16 protein-coding genes are annotated in these 14,948 nt (G+C 35.2%); 11 read left to right on the top strand and 5 right to left on the bottom strand.

All coding sequences use genetic code 11. The annotated features are described in order from the left end of the window. Positions 1-17: 17 nt before the first annotated feature. The gene (locus AM499_RS13845) at positions 18-1,421 is read left to right on the top strand and encodes a SpoVR family protein (protein ID WP_053590771.1); all 1,404 of its coding nucleotides are present in this window, start codon (positions 18-20) and stop codon (positions 1,419-1,421) included. Between the two features lie 78 nt (positions 1,422-1,499). On the opposite strand, the gene AM499_RS13840 is transcribed toward AM499_RS13845, so the two are convergent. After that, positions 1,500-2,129 carry a nitroreductase family protein gene (locus tag AM499_RS13840; protein WP_053590770.1) on the bottom strand — a complete coding sequence of 210 codons (630 nt, stop codon included), beginning with the start codon at positions 2,127-2,129 and terminating at the stop codon, positions 1,500-1,502. Positions 2,130-2,261: 132 nt separating this feature from the next. Here AM499_RS13840 and AM499_RS13835 point away from each other — a divergent pair, with 132 nt between their 5' ends. Next, positions 2,262-2,612, top strand: coding sequence for a winged helix-turn-helix transcriptional regulator (locus AM499_RS13835; protein ID WP_231687462.1), 351 nt, complete (start codon positions 2,262-2,264; stop codon positions 2,610-2,612). A gap of 58 nt (positions 2,613-2,670) precedes the next feature. On the opposite strand, the gene AM499_RS13830 is transcribed toward AM499_RS13835, so the two are convergent. Beyond that, positions 2,671-3,057 (bottom strand): winged helix-turn-helix transcriptional regulator, encoded by a 387-nt coding sequence (locus AM499_RS13830; protein ID WP_053590768.1) that lies wholly within the window; start codon positions 3,055-3,057, stop codon positions 2,671-2,673. Between the two features lie 191 nt (positions 3,058-3,248). Here AM499_RS13830 and AM499_RS13825 point away from each other — a divergent pair, with 191 nt between their 5' ends. Next, complete coding sequence (locus tag AM499_RS13825) at positions 3,249-4,448, top strand: MFS transporter (protein ID WP_053590767.1); 1,200 nt, start codon at positions 3,249-3,251, stop codon at positions 4,446-4,448. Between the two features lie 68 nt (positions 4,449-4,516). Continuing rightward, complete coding sequence (locus tag AM499_RS13820) at positions 4,517-5,356, top strand: aldo/keto reductase (RefSeq protein WP_053590766.1); 840 nt, start codon at positions 4,517-4,519, stop codon at positions 5,354-5,356. 55 nt (positions 5,357-5,411) lie between these two features. On the opposite strand, the gene AM499_RS13815 is transcribed toward AM499_RS13820, so the two are convergent. Next, complete coding sequence (locus tag AM499_RS13815) at positions 5,412-6,293, bottom strand: SDR family oxidoreductase (RefSeq protein ID WP_053590765.1); 882 nt, start codon at positions 6,291-6,293, stop codon at positions 5,412-5,414. Between the two features lie 160 nt (positions 6,294-6,453). Here AM499_RS13815 and AM499_RS13810 point away from each other — a divergent pair, with 160 nt between their 5' ends. The 3 genes from AM499_RS13810 to AM499_RS13800 all read left to right on the top strand — a co-directional run bounded on the left by AM499_RS13810 (position 6,454) and on the right by AM499_RS13800 (position 8,684). Then, positions 6,454-7,173 (top strand): gamma-glutamyl-gamma-aminobutyrate hydrolase family protein, encoded by a 720-nt coding sequence (locus AM499_RS13810; protein ID WP_053590764.1) that lies wholly within the window; start codon positions 6,454-6,456, stop codon positions 7,171-7,173. A gap of 170 nt (positions 7,174-7,343) precedes the next feature. Next, positions 7,344-8,453, top strand: a complete 1,110-nt coding sequence (locus AM499_RS13805) for a threonine aldolase family protein (protein ID WP_053590763.1) — start codon at positions 7,344-7,346, stop codon at positions 8,451-8,453. Positions 8,454-8,498: 45 nt separating this feature from the next. Then, a complete protein-coding gene (locus AM499_RS13800) occupies positions 8,499-8,684 on the top strand; it encodes a hypothetical protein (protein ID WP_053590762.1) in 186 nt (61 codons plus the stop codon). 37 nt (positions 8,685-8,721) lie between these two features. On the opposite strand, the gene AM499_RS13795 is transcribed toward AM499_RS13800, so the two are convergent. Beyond that, positions 8,722-9,984 carry an Nramp family divalent metal transporter gene (locus AM499_RS13795; protein WP_231687461.1) on the bottom strand — a complete coding sequence of 421 codons (1,263 nt, stop codon included), beginning with the start codon at positions 9,982-9,984 and terminating at the stop codon, positions 8,722-8,724. 283 nt (positions 9,985-10,267) lie between these two features. Between AM499_RS13795 and AM499_RS13790 the strand changes: the two genes are divergently transcribed. From AM499_RS13790 to AM499_RS13780, 3 genes are all read left to right on the top strand, one after another. After that, entirely contained in the window at positions 10,268-11,140 is an 873-nt protein-coding gene (locus AM499_RS13790) for a patatin-like phospholipase family protein (RefSeq protein WP_053590761.1), read from the top strand. 82 nt (positions 11,141-11,222) lie between these two features. Further along, complete coding sequence (locus tag AM499_RS13785; protein ID WP_053592213.1) at positions 11,223-11,636, top strand: pyridoxamine 5'-phosphate oxidase family protein; 414 nt, start codon at positions 11,223-11,225, stop codon at positions 11,634-11,636. A gap of 249 nt (positions 11,637-11,885) precedes the next feature. Then, entirely contained in the window at positions 11,886-12,494 is a 609-nt protein-coding gene (locus AM499_RS13780; protein ID WP_053590760.1) for a serine/threonine protein kinase, read from the top strand. Positions 12,495-12,518: 24 nt separating this feature from the next. Here AM499_RS13780 and AM499_RS13775 read toward each other — a convergent pair whose 3' ends face one another. Further along, positions 12,519-13,322: an EcsC family protein gene (locus AM499_RS13775; protein WP_053590759.1), complete on the bottom strand. Its 804-nt coding sequence runs from the start codon at positions 13,320-13,322 to the stop codon at positions 12,519-12,521. A 145-nt stretch (positions 13,323-13,467) separates the two neighbouring features. Between AM499_RS13775 and AM499_RS13770 the strand changes: the two genes are divergently transcribed. Then, positions 13,468-14,934 (top strand): spore germination protein, encoded by a 1,467-nt coding sequence (locus AM499_RS13770; RefSeq protein ID WP_082355270.1) that lies wholly within the window; start codon positions 13,468-13,470, stop codon positions 14,932-14,934. Positions 14,935-14,948 lie beyond the last annotated feature (14 nt).

The raw sequence follows: 14,948 nt of genomic DNA, 5'->3' as shown, positions 1-14,948 counted from the left end.
CAGAAAGGAGACAATGAATGGATACGAAGCTTCATCATGCAATTGCGGAGATTACGGAAATTGCCTCTGGATTTGGCCTTGATTTTTATCCGATGCGCTATGAAATCTGTCCTGCTGATATTATCTATACATTCGGAGCATACGGCATGCCAACTCGCTTTACGCATTGGAGCTTTGGAAAGCAATTTCACAAAATGAAGATTCAATACGATTTTGGATTAAGCCAAATATATGAGCTAGTTATTAATTCGAATCCTTGTTATGCATTTTTGCTTGACACGAATAGTTTAATACAAAATAAACTTATTATCGCCCATGTGCTAGCGCATTGTGACTTTTTTAAAAATAATGTTCGTTTTTCTAACACAAGAAAAGATATGGTTGAAAGTATGACAGCAACAGCAGAAAGAATTGCGAATTACGAAATGATTTATGGGAAAGAAGAAGTAGAAAGCTTTCTTGATGCAGTATTGGCTATCCAAGAACATATTGATCCATCCATTATTAGACCTAAACTGCCGGAATATGACTTGCAAGAGGAAGAAGAAGAAAAAGAAGACCTACGCAGAACACCTTATGATGATTTATGGAATATAGATCAATCATCCATTAATAAAAAACCTTTAAATATTAAGAGAAAAAAGTTTCCCCCTAATCCTGAAAAAGATTTATTGTTGTTTATTCAAGAGTACAGTCGTGAATTGGAGGATTGGCAACGGGATATTTTAACAATGATGCGAGAAGAAATGCTTTATTTCTGGCCGCAATTAGAAACGAAAATTATGAACGAGGGTTGGGCTTCTTATTGGCATCAACGAATTTTAAGAGAAATGAATTTAACTACAGATGAAACGATAGAGTTTGCTAAATTAAATGCAAACGTAGTCCAGCCATCAGCGACGACTATTAATCCATACTATTTAGGGTTGAAAATTTTTGAAGACATTGAAAAGAGATATAATCAGCCATCAGAGGAAATGAAGAGATTGGGGATTAAGCCTGATTCGGGGAGAGAAAAGATTTTTGAAGTAAGAGAAATCGAATCGGATATTTCGTTTATACGAAATTACTTAACGAAGGATTTAATGAAGCAGGAAGATTTATATTTGTTTGAGAAAAAAAATGGGAACTATCAAATTACGGATAAAGATTATGAACATGTACGAGATCAACTAGTTTCCATGCGAGTTAATGGAGGCTTTCCATACATTGTGGTGGAAGATGGTGATTATTCACGAACTGGGGAACTGTACTTAAAGCATGGATATGAGGGGATGGAGCTAGACCCTCACTATTTAGAAAATGTATTACCTTATATTTATCAACTTTGGGGGCGTGCTGTATTTTTGGAAACATATGTAGAGGAAAAGCCAACCCTTTATTCATATGATGGAAAAAAGGTTTCTAGAAGTACTTTATAAATGAAAAAAAATAATCATCATTTAAAAACGAGATTCCATTAATTTGGAATCTCGATTAATGTTGCATAAATGCTATTCTTAAATAAATTGAACAAACTCATTTAGTGGTAGACGGGATGAACCATATGCTGGTGCAGCTGCCTTACCTATTGCAATAAGAACAATAGGAAAAATATGCTCGGGTAAATCGAATCTTTCTACAAATTTCGTTTTATCAAATCCACCCATAGTAACGGTGTCATATCCTTTTTCTTTTGCGACTAACATTAGCTGCATGGAAATGAGACCTGCGTCAAAGGTTGCTATATTTTTTCTGACTTCAAGTGAAGCATATGGATAGGATCGATTTGTGCTATTGATCATTATATCCTTCGTAGTCTCATCCATATGACCTTCAACTACATTTTGGGAATATATTTGTTCTACATTTTTGTACATTTCAGCATTCCCTAATACTGCTATAACAGCAGAAGAAGTTTCAACTTGTTCTTGATTATTCGCTATAGCGCGAAGCTCTACTTTTGTTTTGTCATCTTGAATGACAAGGAATTTCCATGGCTGGAGGTTACTAGAAGAAGGAGCGCTTGTTGCCTCTTTAATAATATCTTCAAGTGTTTTCTGTGGAATTTTATGAGTGGGATCGTACACTCTAACTGATTTTCTTGCATGCATAATTGTATACAAATTTGAATCTTGAACTGTAGACATATTGTTTCCTCCTGAAACTTACTATTAGTAAGTTTATTCGAAAGTAAGCTTACCATTAGTAAGTTTATGCGTCAACTATAAAATCTTATATGATACAATAAAGTAAAAGTGATAATAATGGAGGGTTTTTCATTGGATAAACCTAAAGAAATATGTAGCAACTATTGTAGCAACTATCATCAGGCGATTGAATTTATGGGCAAGCGTTGGATGGGGATGATTATTTACACATTATTATCAGGCTCGAAACGCTATAACGAAATTCTCGCTAATATTCCAGGCATTTCTGATCGATTACTTACAGAAAGACTAAATGATTTAGTCGAGGCAAAGTTAGTAAATAAAAAATTTCTCGAATCCTCAACCAAAAAAGTGGAATATGAGCTAACTGCAAGCGGTATTGCCTTTAAAGAAGTGATTGGATCATTACAGAAATGGATTGAAATTTGTGAAATTGAAAAGCAATCTCAAGATTCAAAGTAAAAGTACTAAACAGTGTGGCTTATTACTTTGGACAATTCGGATAAAAAACGAGGTTCCATTAATTTGGAATCTCGTTTTTAAGTTTGTCATTTAATATACTGTCCTCCAAGACAGAAAATTTATCTCCATATACTTTTGTAATATGAACCTCTCCCCAGGCACATAATGCATCTAAAATACTCCCAAGGCTTTGACCATACTCACTCAATTTATACTCTACCTTTGGTGGTACTTGATTGTAAGCGATACGATTAATTACCCCATCGGCTTCAAGTTCTCTTAACTGCTGTGTTAGCATTTTCTGTGTAATGTCAGGCATAAGACGTTTCAATTCACTTGTCCTTTTCTTCCCATGAGTAAGATGGCAGAGAATAACACATTTCCACTTCCCTCCGATTACTTCTAATGTTGCTTCAACGGATATATTATATTTCTTTTTTTTCATTCAATACCTCTTTCTAAAGGAACTAAAAAGTACCTATATAACTTTTTGGTGTCTATATTACTTGAAAGTGCGTACTTTTCTTTTAAATCTCTATGAACCATAATAACATCTGCTGGTGTATTTACACTATGTTTATATTTTGTTCTCCGGAGATTTATTCATACAGCCACACTCAAGAAAGGAAGAGAGAAATGAGTTTAGATAAAAAAAGAAGTATGTTTGCACTTCTAGCACTTGCAATTAGTGCATTTGCGATAGGGACAACAGAGTTTATTAGCGTTGGACTCTTGCCTCTTATTTCTAAAGACTTGGATATATCACTTACAACAGCAGGTTTGACTGTTTCGCTTTATGCATTAGGTGTAATGATAGGAGCTCCAGTTTTAACATCCCTAACTTCAAAAATTCCTCGCAAATCATTACTGCTATGGATTATGATAGTCTTTATCATAGGGAACAGTATTGCGGCAAGTGCAACAAGTGTTACGGTCTTATTAGTTGCCCGAGTAATTTCGGCGTTATCACATGGAATATTTATGTCGATAGGTTCAACTATTGCCGCAGATTTGGTTCCTGAAAATCGTAGGGCGAGTGCAATTTCCATCATGTTTACGGGACTAACCGTTGCTACGATAACCGGAGTTCCGTTTGGTACATTTATCGGTCAACAGCTTGGCTGGCGTTTTGCATTTGTCCTAATCATTGTCATTGGTGTAATTGGTTTTATCGCAAATAGCGTTCTTGTTCCGTCCGATTTACGACAAGGTACTGTAACAACAATAAGAGATCAATTTAAGCTAATAACAAACGGACGTTTATTATTAGTATTATTTATTACAGCCTTAGGGTATGGTGGAACATTTGTTGTATTCACCTACCTAACTCCATTACTACAAGCTGTAACTGGATTTAAACAAGGCACAATAGCGATTATATTGCTTGTATATGGTATTGCAATTGCAATAGGAAATATGGTTGGAGGGAAGCTCTCGAATAAAAATCCAATTGGTTCTTTATTTTATATGTTTGTAGCACAAGCAATCGTGCTTCTAATTCTAACTATTACTGCACCATTTAAAATTGCTGGATTAATAACAATTATATTAATGGGCTTGTTTGCATTTATGAACGTACCTGGACTCCAAGTATACGTTGTAATATTAGCTGAACGTTTTGTACCAAGTGCTGTTGACGTTGCCTCAGCAATGAACATAGCTGCTTTTAATGCAGGGATAGCGATTGGTTCGTATGTAGGGGGAGTAGTGACAGATTCAATGGGGTTAATCCATACTGCATGGATTGGAGCAATAATGGTTATAATAGCTGCAATTTTAACTGCAGTTAGTCGATGGTTGGAAACAAAAGATAAAAAACGACTAAACATATTGTAATGAGGGTAACTTTATATGGGCTTGAATGAACTTTGGCTGAAAACAAAAATATCGGAGGTAATGAAACAATGAAAAATTTACAATCTACTACAACTTTGAATAACGGTGTGGAAATGCCTTGGTTAGGACTGGGAGTATTTAAAGTAGAAGAGGGACAAGAGCTAGTAAATGCAGTAAAAACTGCAATTACTCATGGCTATCGTAGTATTGATACTGCTGCTGTATATGGTAATGAAGTCGGGGTTGGACAAGGTATCCGTAAAGCAATAGAAGAAGAGGGTGTTGCAAGAGAAGACCTTTTTGTTACTTCGAAAGTTTGGAACTCGGAGCTAGGATATGAAAAAACAATTGAAGCCTATGAAGAGAGCTTAACTAAACTAGGCTTAGATTACTTAGATTTATACCTTATTCATTGGCCGGTGGAAGGCAAGTATAAAGATGCATGGAGAGCATTAGAAAAGCTTTATAAAGATGGACGAGTTAAAGCGATCGGTGTAAGTAACTTCCATATACATCATTTGAAGGATTTATTAACAGACGCAGAAATCAAACCTATGGTGAACCAAATAGAATATCATCCACGATTGACTCAAAAAGATTTACAAGTATTCTGTGAGCAACAAAATATTCAGTTAGAAGCATGGTCGCCGCTTATGCAGGGACAATTGCTCGACAATGATGATTTGAAAAACATAGCGGCTAAATATGAAAAATCGGTGGCACAGGTTATTTTACGGTGGGACTTACAAAATGGAGTTGTTACAATTCCAAAGTCAACGAAGGAACATCGAATTGTTGAAAATGCAAACGTTTTTGATTTTGTATTAACTACAGAAGACATGGAGCACATTAATCGTTTAAATCAAAATCATAGAGTAGGACCAGATCCTGATAATTTTGATTTTTAGGAAGCAATAGAAAGAAGTCTTTTCCATAGGAAAAGACTTCTTTTTGTTCTTAATCTTATGAACCGACAAAGTCACCGCCATCTACATGGATGGTCTGTCCAGTCATATAGCTGGAGTCGGAGGAGGCTAAAAATACATATGCTGGCGCGTTTTCAGCTGGTTGACCTCGTCTGCCTATCGGGGTATTGTCCCCATGCTCTTCCACTTTCTTTTTATCAAAAGTTGCTGGAATAAGCGGCGTCCAAATTGGTCCTGGAGCAACAGCATTTACACGGATTCCTTTCTCGACTAAGTTAAGTGCAAGTGACCGTGTGAAGGAAGTAATAGCTCCTTTTGTCGCTGAATAGTCAATAAGTTCCGGAGAACCATTATATGCAGTGATAGAAGAGGTGTTGACAATAGTATCTCCCTTTGTCATATGAGGGAGTGCAGCCTGTGTTAAATAAAACATGGCATAAATATTTGTAGAAAACGTTTCTTGTAATTGATCTGGCGTTATCTTTAAAAAGTCTTTTGTAGGAAACTGTTTTCCAGCGTTGTTTACTAATATATTTATCTGTCCAAATTTTTGAATCACTTGATCTACAACATTTTGGCAATTCTCATCATCACTTAAATCTGTTTGTATTCTCAATGCTTTTACTCCGTATTCCTCTATATGCTTTATGGTTGTTTCGGCGTCATCTTGTTCATTTTCATCCAAATAAACAATGGCGACATTAGCTCCTTCTTTAGCAAAGGCTATAGAAACTGCTCGTCCAATCCCGCTATCACCACCTGTAACGAGCGCGACTTTTCCTTTTAATTTACCGGAACCTTTATAGTTTTTGTCGTCAAAAATAGGAGCAGGAGTCATTTCTTCTTCTACACCAGGTTGTTGCTTCTGAGTTTGTCCAGGGACTTGTTCATGAATTTTTTCATATTTATCCTTAGTCATTGGAATCCTCCTTCTAAATGTTATCTATCATATTCTTCCCTTAAAGCACTAAAACAAACTTATAATTAGCAAATAATTGGAAGGTAAATTTCGTTTTTTTTAAATAAATAGGGGGTATATTAAATTAATGTAGTACATATGAAAGAACGGAGAATATTATATGAAACCAATCATTGGTATAACGGTAGAAGTAAAAGAGGATGGAAATTATTTTATGCCCTCAGTATATGGTCAAGCGATTTCACAAGCTGGAGGTATACCCGTATTAATTCCTCTTATTCCAGAAACGGATACAGATGCTTTATGTGAAGAAATCGATGGGCTCTTTCTTACGGGAGGAGAAGATATAGATCCAGCCTATTACAATGCTGAACCGATAGTACATCTAGGTAGAATCACACCTAAACTCGATGCAATGGAGTATGCACTTGTACAAAAAATGCTTGAGCTAAATAAACCTTATATAGGAGTTTGTCGGGGATTACATATGCTGAACATAGTTTCTGGAGGAACTCTATACCAGTCGATTCACTCGCAGCGAAAGGAGCCTGTTATTCAGCATTTACAAAAGGCTGAGCGAACACATAGGTCGCATACTGTAAAAGTAGAAAAAGATAGTCGTTTATATGAATTAGTGCAAGTAGAGGAATTTAAGGTGAATTCTTTTCACCACCAAGCAGTAAATGAAATAGGAAAAGATTTACGAGTAGTTGCAAAAGCAACGGATGGGATTATTGAATGCGTGGAAAGCACGAAGCACAATTTTGTATTCGGCTTTCAATGGCATCCCGAGGAATTTGCAATGGATGGGGACGAAGCCTCAAAAAGAATTTTCGAAGCATACATTCAAGCTGCATTAAAACGACAAGGCGAAAAGTAAACCTTTGAAAGAGAGATATCACTTAAAAAAGTGATATCTCTCTTTATTTTCTTATATGATAAAACTAGCAACAAGACAGAGAATTAGTGACAAACTAATTGTTTGATGAATTTTACAATATATTTATATAGAATTGTATGAATAAATAAAATAAAAAGGCGGAATTTAAAATGACGAAAATAAATAATCTGTTTGAATCATTCAGACAAACACAGTATCAGATAAATGGACATGGAAAAAGAAATATACACGTTTTAAAAGAAGCGTTCCAAGAGGTAGACGACCATTTAGAGAGTGATATTTATGGGAATGGAAAGATTATTATAGATTTTCAAGAAAAGATGGCATCTTATTTAGGGAAAGAAACGGCTGTATTTTTCCCCAGTGGTACAATGGCCCAACAAATTGCATTACGTATATGGTGTGATAAAAAAGAATTGAAAAAAGTTGCCTATCATCCTTTATGCCATTTAGAGATTCATGAGGAAAACGGCTTAAAGGAATTACATCATATTGAACCTATTTTGTTAGCGGATAAAAATAGACTAATCAAATTAGATGATGTAGTAAATATGCAGCAGGATATTGCTTGCTTATTATTAGAACTGCCACAACGAGAAATCGGTGGTCAATTACCTGATTTCGAAAAGCTTGAAGAAATTTCTAACTATTGTCGTAAAAAAGGGATTAAGCTACATTTAGATGGAGCAAGACTTTTTGAGGTTCTTCCTTTTTATAATAAAACAGCTGCTGAAATTTGTAGTCTTTTTGATAGTGTGTACGTTTCTTTTTACAAAGGTATCGGGGGTATTGCTGGAGCTATTCTTGCTGGGGAAAAGGACTTTACAGAGGAATCTCAGATTTGGAAAAGACGACATGGTGGTGATTTAATAAGCTTGTATCCGTATATTATAAGTGCGGATTATTATTTCAAAGAAAAATGTCCAAAAATGGAGCAGTATTACGAAGATGCAAAGGAGTTAGCTTCTTTTTTAAACTCATGTCAAGCAATTTCTACAATTCCAAGAGAGCCTGTGTCTAATATGTTCCATGTCTACTTCCAGGCACCTAAAGTGGATATGGAAAAGGTTTTAATAAATGTATATGAACAAACGGGCATTGGTTTAACTGGGTATGTAAATAAAAAAACGAATAAAACTTGCTATTTCGAAGTGAATATAGGGGATCAATATGCAACGCTTCCAAAAGAAAAAGTGAAAAAAGTAATTCAAATGATTGATGAGCAGATAATACGTTCTACATTCACTGTGATGGAATAAAAACCTTTCATTTGCACAAGTTATTCATCATGGAGGTGAAAATTCATGACAAACAATAACAAAAACAAAAATAAACTGAAGAAGAGTAATACATTAGACCGCGAAGAATATGGATACGGGTACGATTTAAGTCCGGATGATTTAGATGTAAGAGGTATAAATGATGAGGCAGAAACAATTGCAGACAGTGAAAACAAAGTAAAGCCAACGAATAATAATCGTCATAAATAAAAGAAAACCCGTTTATACACAATAAACGGGTTTTCCATTACATAAATTTAGAGAATAGCTTAACTAACTCTTGCAATCCAAGGTAACCAAACATTATTAAGCATCCAATTAATACAGCATTTGGTACCAACTTGTTTCTAGACTCTATTGCTATTGTCTTTGAATTTAGTAGGAGCAGTAAAGAAAGTGCTAAAAATGGCATGAATATAGCTCCAAGTGCTCCATAAAGAATAATCAACTCAACTGGTTTCCCAAAGTAGAATAAAATCATCGGTGGGAAAGTAAGCCAGAATAGATAAAAGCGATATGCTGGGTCTTTTACAGATACTTCTTGTTTATTTTTTCGGATTGTTTTGATGAAATCCGCAAATAGATAGGGAACGCCATTCCATACCCCAAGCAGTGATGAATAGGCAGCGGACCAGAAAGCCACTAAGAACATCCATCTCATTGGTGTACCAAACTCAGCTCCTAGCATTTCGGAAAGTTTTATTAATCCTTCGTCATCTCGAATACTTACACCCGTTCCAGCTAAAAATTGTGCACCAATAATGAGACCTGCAAGAGTAAATAAACCAGTTAGAAAATATGCAATTTTTGCATCTGTACGCATTGCTGCGATCCACTGTTTACCGTTCCAACCTTTTTCACGTAACCAATATCCATAGGAAGCCATCGTGATAGTTCCACCTACACCACCAATCAATCCAAGCATTAGGATGAAAGAACCTTGTGGAACTCGTGGCACGAAGCCAAATGCAAAGTCACCGAAGCTTGGCAAAAATAAAGCTGCTGTACCGATAATCGTGACAAACATAACAGCGATTAGAGCCGTCATAACTTTTTCAAAAAGAAGATATTTTCCTACCCAAATTAAAATAAATCCTACAATTGCATGAATGATAGACCAGGCCCAAACTGGCATAATAGGAAACATTGCGTGCATTGCCATGCCTGAAGTGGATGCGGCAGCAGCACCATAAACAAAGCCCCAAATGATTGAGTAGACTCCGAAATATCCTGTAGCCCACTTACCTAACTGTTGCCAGCCGTCTAAGATTGTCTGACCTGTTGCTAAATACCATCTTCCTACGCCTTCATTTAGAAAGTATTTTAAAACAGATCCAACAATAATTGCCCATACAAATGTCATACCAAATTGAGTGCCGAGTACAAGAGAAGTGATTAGATCTGCTGTTCCGGCTCCTGTAGCGGCAACGACAATTCCTGGGCCAATGTTTTTTAATTTTTCACCAAAAGTTCTAGGTGGAATTAGCTGTTGATTAATTTCCATTGTCATGTATGTTCCCCCTTTAGTTCATGTAACCCCTTACATTTCTCTAATGACAAAAACATTTGCATTAAAAAGTAGATTCATATTTTGTACGTATATCGTACAATAGTACGCTTTTCGATAATAGATTTATTATAACGAAGCAAATAAATAATATCAATTAAAATTTTTAAATTAGTTAGATTTATCTAAAAGTGATGGAGTTGCAGATGTTTCAACAATTTTAGTTCTATTATTCCTATTTTTCTCTTAAAGTGTAACAACACCAAGAAAAAAGGGGGATAAAGATATGTTAATAGATGGGGTGTTTTCAGGAGGTGGATTAAAGGGTTTTGCCCTAGTCGGCGCATATCAAGTGTTAGAAGAGAAAGGTTACCGTTTCAAACGAGTTGCTGGAACAAGTGCGGGATCAATTCTAGCTGCTTTTATCGCTGCTGGTTTTTCAAGTAAAGAAATAGAAAATTTACTAGATGAGCTGGATACAAACACTCTACTGGATCCTCGAAAAACACTTCTTCCCATTCCGTTTATGAAATGGTTAAACTTGTATTGGCGTATGGGATTGTATCAAGGAAAAGCATTAGAAAACTGGTTTTTAGAAAAACTTGCAATAAAAGGTGTTTATACATTTTCTGATTTACAACCAGGTTCACTAAAAGTAGTTGCCTCGGATCTGACGAATGGCAAAATGATTGTGATTCCTGACGACTTAGGAGATTATGGAATATCTGCTGACAGTTTTCCTGTTGCTCGAGCTATACGAATGAGCTGCGGGATTCCATTTTTCTTTGAACCGATCAAATTAAAGACAGGAACTGGAGATACAATAGTAGTGGATGGTGGAGTGTTAAGTAACTTTCCCATGTGGATATATGATAATGGAAATAAGGAACGACCAGTCCTTGGTTTAAAGCTAAGTGGTAGCTCTGAGGATGTTCCAGGACATATAATAAACAATGGTCTACAGTTGTTCGAAGCTCTATTTTCAACAATGAAAAATGCACATGATGAAAGATACATTTCAAGAACAATTGAAAAGAATATAATTTTTATTCCAGTGGAGGATTATAGTGCTACGCAATTTGATATGACGGAAGAAATGAAAAAGGATTTATTGGAAAAGGGACGTCAACGAGCTATTCAATTTCTGAAAATATGGTAATATTTCATTCTAAAATCAATGTTTAATTAAGATTATTTAAGGAATAATAAAAAGGAGATGAGTGGAAGGAGAAGATTTATATATGGCAAAAGAATTAGCACTTAAAATCTTAAACGATAGTAAAATTGGTACAATGGCGACTATACAGCAAAATAAACCACACTCCCGCTATATGACTTTCTTTAACGATGAATTTATCCTGTACACTGCGACTAGTAAAAAGACACACAAAGTGGAAGATGTTCAAAAAAATCCGAACACGCATATACTAATTGGGTATGAAGGTAAAGGACTAGGAGATTCTTTTTTAGAAATTGAAGGTACTGTAGAGGAATCCGATGAAGAAAATGTAAAGGAAAAAGTGTGGAATGCTGATTTAAAAGGTTGGTTTACAGGTCCGGATGATCCAGATCTGACTATATTAAAAATAACTCCTACACAAATTAGGGTAATGAACACAAAAGGGGAAGAGCCCCAGGTTGTCGAATTCAAATGATTGACTCTCCATTTGGAAACGCATATACTAAGCCTACAAAATAAAAAATATCTTCCGTTAAGGGGAGTAACTATACGGCAAAGTCGTCAATACAGGAATAGATTCCTCGGCTTTGTTGGCAACGAAAGTTGTTAGCGAGACCTTACCAATTATTTGGTCAAGGTTTGTTTAAGAGACGATATGACCAAATATTGGTTATGTCGTTTTTTTTTACGGTTAGCTTTTTTATTATTTATTGGGGGTCACAGCTTGAATAATTATCATGCACTTGCGAATTCAGTCATTATAAACGAAGAAAATCGACTCATTTCATATGATCAATCCTTAGAGCTTGTAGGGGTAGGAAGAAGTGCATTTGTTTTCAGAATAATATCAACAAACATTGCAATTAAAGTGTACTATCCAGACTTAATATTTGTTGCACAAGAGGAAGCAGAAATTTATCAACTGCTTCAAGGAATTGACTATTACCCTATTCTTTATGATTCAGGGGTCAATTATATAGTAATTGATTTTATTGAAGGTGATACGATATTTGAGAATGTTACGCTTGGAAATGAAATAACCGCAACCCAAGTAAAAGAAATTGATCTAGCACTATCGTTAGCTTCGAATAAAGGATTAAATCCCTCTGATATTCACTTACGTAACATTATTATTACACCCAATGGGGACATTAAGATTATTGATGTTGCTCGTTATAGACAATCAAAAGAATGTATGCGTTGGAATCATCTAAAAAAATTCCATAGACAGTTTTATAGAAAACGTTATTTTCCAAAGAAATTATCTGCTAGATTACTAGATGGTATTGGTAATTTATATAAAAAAGGACTTATACCATTTTATAGAGATTAAATGGCATAAGTCTTTGACTAGTTATTATAAATGATCGTTCTTGTTTAGCTTCTCGTTGATTCTTCTTTTACGGTAAAGCATAATACCGGCTTCTGCAATATCATTCACAGCGGATCGGTTGATAAAGGCACCAAAGACTAGTCCGGCTATTGGAATCATTTGAAATAACTTTTTCCAACCGAATTGATCTCTATAAGCAAAAACTACCTCACGCCAACCTTGCATCTCTGAAACAACCTCTCTTTTGATGGTCTCATCGTGATGATCAAACTTCGATAATTGTGAAATAATAGTTTGTTTTCCAACAATATCAGCGGACACAAATTGTAAGCATTTTATAATAAATAAACGTTCTTTTTTGTCATTAGGATCGTAACCATAGCTAATGGCTATGTCCTGTAAAGTTTTTAACTGTAAACCTAAAAGGAGCGGAATATCCAGTGTAAGTGTAAAAATTCCCCCAATGCCGGTTCCAGCACCTTGAATGGTTGCGATGTTTTTTCTATTTTTCGTAAGATTGGCTACTGATTTGTCCATTAGAGAGACAGATAGTTTTTGTACATCTTCTAATGTTTCAACTCCTAAATCAGGATAATAAGATGGGATCTTAGATACAGAACTTAAATAGTTACCACCAGTTTGAACGTACTGACCAAGCTCGTCCAAAAGTACCCCTATTTTGTTTTGTATAAATTTAGGTGTCCATTTATCAATCATTTTAAAAGGGAGACGTCCGAGCTTTTCCCAAAACCATAAATCACTTTGATCTTTCTCCCAAGCCTCTACCTTTGTTAGTTCTTCTGTTAACCATTCTTTCGAATCTTTCACTTGACCGCTCGCCTCTTTCTTTTCTTATTTACTTGAACGAAATTCGTATGAAAAAGTTCTCAATTCACTTTTAGATATTATGGAATACTATTATTTAAAATGGATAAACTAGTCATTAAAGCTTGTAGAAGGGTAAGTGGTACGAATGAAAAATAGTAAGTTGGTACGTACCACAATAGGTCGTCCATCTCAAAAAAGAGAAGAAAATAAAACTAAAGCTCAATCGGAACCGGAACAACCGATTGAAATAATCAAGCAGTATACCAGTCAAATTAATGATGTTATATATAAAAAAATACCTACCGATGAGGGATTAGTTACAGTTATTTATAGCAAATCACTTGTAGAGAAAATGACGTTACAAGCAATGGTTTTAATTCCGCTTGCCAATCATTTAAATCAAATTCATCAAGTATCTGAAAGGTTGGATGCATCCAATGCCTCTGAGGTCACGTCTAAACTCATTTCAGGTTATACACTTTTGTATTTTCACGAAACAAAATTGTTATTAAATATAGATACTTATAGTGCACCTACTCGGGCTATTACAAATACCGAGACAGAATCAACGGTTATAGGGCCACAAGATGCGTTTACAGAATCATTGGAAACAAATATATCATTAGTAAGAAGACGTATTCGAAATCCAATGTTAAAGAATGAAGATAGAACGATTGGATCGGAAACGAATACAAAGATTTCTATTCTATATATGGAGGACATCGTAAATAAAGAAAATCTTGAAAAGGTAAGAGGCAGAATTGATAAAATAAACCATCCTTCTTTCTCTGATATTTCTATATTAAAACAGCTTATAGAGGATAATCCCTTTTCACCTTTTCCACAGTTCTATATGTCGGTTAGGCCTGATAGCATAACACATTATTTGGTCGATGGAAGAATTGCGATATTTATGGATAATAGCCAATCGGCACTTATTTGTCCTACATCCTTTTTAGAGATGTTTGTTTCCATTGAAGATTATTATAATCGTTGGACAACAGCTACTTTACTTCGTTTCCTTCGATTTTTTGGTTTTTTCTTAACCATAATGATAACTCCTATGTATATATCGATATTAACGTTTCACCCAGAAATTTTTCCCTATGAACTTTTATTGAATTTACAGGAGTCTAGGGCAAAAGTTCCTTTTCCTCCTCTTTTTGAAGTTTTGTTTCTCGAGTTAATTATAGAAGTACTAAGGGAAGCTGGATCTAGAATGCCTGCAAAAGTTGGACAAACGATAGGTATCGTAGGAGGTATTGTTATTGGTACAGCGGCAGTGGAGGCAGGATTAATAAGTAATATTCTAATTGTATTAGTAGCAATCTCCGCATTACTATCATTTCTTCCTCCTATCTTTTTAATGAGTAATACAAGTAGATTTGTTCGATATATCTTTATTATTTCGGCAGGGATGTTTGGATTAATGGGTCAAATGCTTGCGTTTGCTTGGTTGATCGCACATCTACTTAGATTAAATTCCTTAGGAACTCCTTTTATGTCACCGATTATACCAAGAAAGGCAGGGGACTTAAAGGATGGTATTTTTAGGTTTCCAATAGCTTTCCTTAAAAATAAAACAGGAATAGCAAGATCACAGAAAAAGTAAAATCAGTTTGGAGA

The sequence above is a fragment of the Bacillus sp. FJAT-22090 genome, assembly GCF_001278755.1.
Taxonomy (GTDB): domain Bacteria; phylum Bacillota; class Bacilli; order Bacillales_A; family Planococcaceae; genus Psychrobacillus.
This window is presented reverse-complemented; position numbering and strand designations above follow the sequence as displayed.

What these genes read in the sequence shown, in the direction of transcription:
- AM499_RS13845 (WP_053590771.1), top strand. Translation starts at nt 18, where the DNA reads ATGGATACGAAGCTTCATCATGCAATTGCGGAGATTACGGAAATTGCC.
- AM499_RS13840 (WP_053590770.1), bottom strand. Translation starts at nt 2,129, where the DNA reads ATGTCTACAGTTCAAGATTCAAATTTGTATACAATTATGCATGCAAGA.
- AM499_RS13830 (WP_053590768.1), bottom strand. Translation starts at nt 3,057, where the DNA reads ATGAAAAAAAAGAAATATAATATATCCGTTGAAGCAACATTAGAAGTA.
- AM499_RS13825 (WP_053590767.1), top strand. Translation starts at nt 3,249, where the DNA reads ATGAGTTTAGATAAAAAAAGAAGTATGTTTGCACTTCTAGCACTTGCA.
- AM499_RS13820 (WP_053590766.1), top strand. Translation starts at nt 4,517, where the DNA reads ATGAAAAATTTACAATCTACTACAACTTTGAATAACGGTGTGGAAATG.
- AM499_RS13815 (WP_053590765.1), bottom strand. Translation starts at nt 6,293, where the DNA reads ATGACTAAGGATAAATATGAAAAAATTCATGAACAAGTCCCTGGACAA.
- AM499_RS13810 (WP_053590764.1), top strand. Translation starts at nt 6,454, where the DNA reads ATGAAACCAATCATTGGTATAACGGTAGAAGTAAAAGAGGATGGAAAT.
- AM499_RS13805 (WP_053590763.1), top strand. Translation starts at nt 7,344, where the DNA reads ATGACGAAAATAAATAATCTGTTTGAATCATTCAGACAAACACAGTAT.
- AM499_RS13800 (WP_053590762.1), top strand. Translation starts at nt 8,499, where the DNA reads ATGACAAACAATAACAAAAACAAAAATAAACTGAAGAAGAGTAATACA.
- AM499_RS13795 (WP_231687461.1), bottom strand. Translation starts at nt 9,984, where the DNA reads ATGACAATGGAAATTAATCAACAGCTAATTCCACCTAGAACTTTTGGT.
- AM499_RS13790 (WP_053590761.1), top strand. Translation starts at nt 10,268, where the DNA reads ATGTTAATAGATGGGGTGTTTTCAGGAGGTGGATTAAAGGGTTTTGCC.
- AM499_RS13785 (WP_053592213.1), top strand. Translation starts at nt 11,223, where the DNA reads ATGGCAAAAGAATTAGCACTTAAAATCTTAAACGATAGTAAAATTGGT.
- AM499_RS13770 (WP_082355270.1), top strand. Translation starts at nt 13,468, where the DNA reads ATGAAAAATAGTAAGTTGGTACGTACCACAATAGGTCGTCCATCTCAA.